General features: G+C 62.0%; 2 protein-coding genes. Both read right to left on the bottom strand.

All coding sequences use genetic code 11. From position 1 onward, the window contains the following. Positions 1 to 566, bottom strand: a 566-nt coding sequence (locus RMO15_RS00105; RefSeq protein WP_309706711.1) for a hypothetical protein, incomplete at its 3' end; no start/stop codon positions are given. A 10-nt stretch (positions 567 to 576) separates the two neighbouring features. Then, a partial coding sequence (mutL, locus tag RMO15_RS00100; protein WP_309706708.1) for a DNA mismatch repair endonuclease MutL occupies positions 577 to 2328 on the bottom strand: 1752 nt, incomplete at its 5' end.

The raw sequence follows: 2328 nt of genomic DNA, 5'->3' as shown, positions 1-2328 counted from the left end.
TGGCCGTTATCACTCACCTCGATGCCTGGCACAGCCAGCGCCCGCCGCAGCGACGATGCCCAGCTCTCGACCAGGCTAGAGGGACGGCTCAGGCTAGAGGCCCTGGCCTCCGTTGGGGTTGCCATGGCAATGACTTTCCCTCGGGCAATCAGGCGTGCCTCTGTCTCGACGCTGTAGGGAACCTGGACGGCCTGCTTTGTCTTTACCGGCACAGAGATCGTGACTTTACGGCGTTTTTTCTTGATCCGGCGCGTCACGGTCTTCTCGACCATTCTGGTGATGGTTCGAGTCTCGGTCCGGTAGCGGGTTTCCGTCTCCACATCCACTCGAACCTCGCGTGGCTCCAGTCCTGTAAGCGTGAGCTCGCGGAGGCGCTCCGCGCTGAGCTGAACGCGATCCACGGGGGCAATTCCTCCAACCGCACTCCGGGCACGGAGCACTAGCACATCATTGACGCGCAGCTCGGCTCCCTGAACTTGAACGCGTGGCGACCAGGCAGGCTGGGCATACGCAGTAAGAGGAAGCGCCGAGAGACAGATGGCAAGAATGAGAGCAAAACGTTTCATAAGCAAATTTTCAGTGTGGACCAATCCGGTGGAACTTGCGGTCCATCTCGTGGTGGGAGAGGGCCAGTAAAATAGGACGACCGTGTGGACAGGTGAAGGGATTGCGCATCTGGGCCAGGTCGGTTAACAGGCGCGTCATCTCATCCATCGTGAGTGGATCGCCCTTCTTTACCGCCATTTTACACGATGCCATGATAATTGCCGACTCATGGGGTACCAGCAAGCGCCGCGCAACACTGGTGTGGGTCAGCTCCTCAATGATCTCTTTGAGAATCTCTAGGTACGGCTTGTCCGCGACGCGCCCCGGTACGGCGCGCACCATAAACGTCTCGCCGCCAAAGGGCTCCAGCACAAATCCCGATTTTTCGAGGGCACCCAGTCGCTCTTGAACCACCCGTGCATCCGCCGGCGAGAGCTCCAGGGTCTGGGGAACCGCAAGATGCTGCGTCACTACCCCCCAGGCGCTCTGATTCTCCGTTGCGCCGTTCATCATCTGCTCGTAGAGCACGCGCTCGTGGGCGATGTGCTGGTCAATGAGCAAGATCGCGTCGTCGGTCTCGGCGACAATATACGTGTTGCGCGACTGGCCCAGCACGCGCAGCCGCCCGATCTTGTAGCCATCGAAGCCGATGTAGGGCGTACCCTCCTCCCAATCCTGGGAGGAAGGCGAACCGTCTCCCTTACTTTCTTCCCCTCCTCCCAGGGTGGGGAGGAGGGGGTTGGGGGGAGGAGGGATCACGTAGTTCGAGAGGCTGGTGCGTAGGGGTGGCGCGAGGCGGTCACTGCCACGCTCGCCCATGTCGGGCATGGTGAGAGTGGTGGGCGCGGCGATCTCGGGGAGCGAGGCTTGGACGGTCACCTCGGGGACGAGGCCGCCGGTGAGCAAGGCGTTTTCAACCGCACGACTGATGGCGGCGTAGACCTCGCCATCGCGGGTGAAGCGGACTTCCGTCTTGGCTGGGTGGACATTGACATCCACTAGCTCCGGCGCAATCTCCACAAACAGCGCGACAACCGGGTGGCGTTCCGTGGTCATCAGGCGCGAGAAGGCAGCATCGAAGGCGTGCTGCACCGTGCGGCTGCGCACATGGCGGCCATTGACAAAGAACGCCTGGGCGCTACGGGTGGCCTTGCTCACGCTGGGCTTGCTCACCGAGCCACGCACGGTGAGTCCCGGCGACTCGTAGAGAAGCGGCACCATCTCACGGGCCACATCGCGGCCATAGACCGCGGCCAGCGCTTGGCGCGGGTCGGAGGAGCCGGGATAGGAGATCAGCTCGTGGCCGTCGTGGGTGAGCCGAAAGCCAACGGTGTGGTAGGCCAGAATCAGCCGGTGCAGAAAATCTGTGGCATGGTTGAGCTCGGTCTGGGTGGTCTTGAGGAACTTCAGGCGCGCCGGGACGCAGAAAAATAGGTTCTCCACGGTGATTTGCGTGCCGTCAGGCGCGGCAGCATCGCGCACCTCAGCCAGCTCCCCGGCTCGCACGATCAACTCCGTGCCTGTCTCGTCTTGCGAGCGCTTGGTCAGAATCCGAAAGTCCGATACCGACGCAATCGAGGGCAGGGCCTCGCCGCGAAAGCCGAGGGTGTGGATGGAGAAAAGATCGTCGGCGCTACGAATCTTGCTGGTGGCGTGGCGCTGGAGCGCCAGAATCGCATCGGCGCGGCTCATCCCCGCCCCATTGTCGCGGATCACGATTTTATTTTTGCCACCCTCGAAAAGCTCCACCTCGATCCGCGTGGCTCCTGCGTCTAAGCTATT

This window comes from Armatimonas sp. (genome assembly GCF_031410135.1).
In the GTDB taxonomy this organism is placed as follows: Bacteria; Armatimonadota; Armatimonadia; order Armatimonadales; family Armatimonadaceae; genus Armatimonas.
This window is presented reverse-complemented; position numbering and strand designations above follow the sequence as displayed.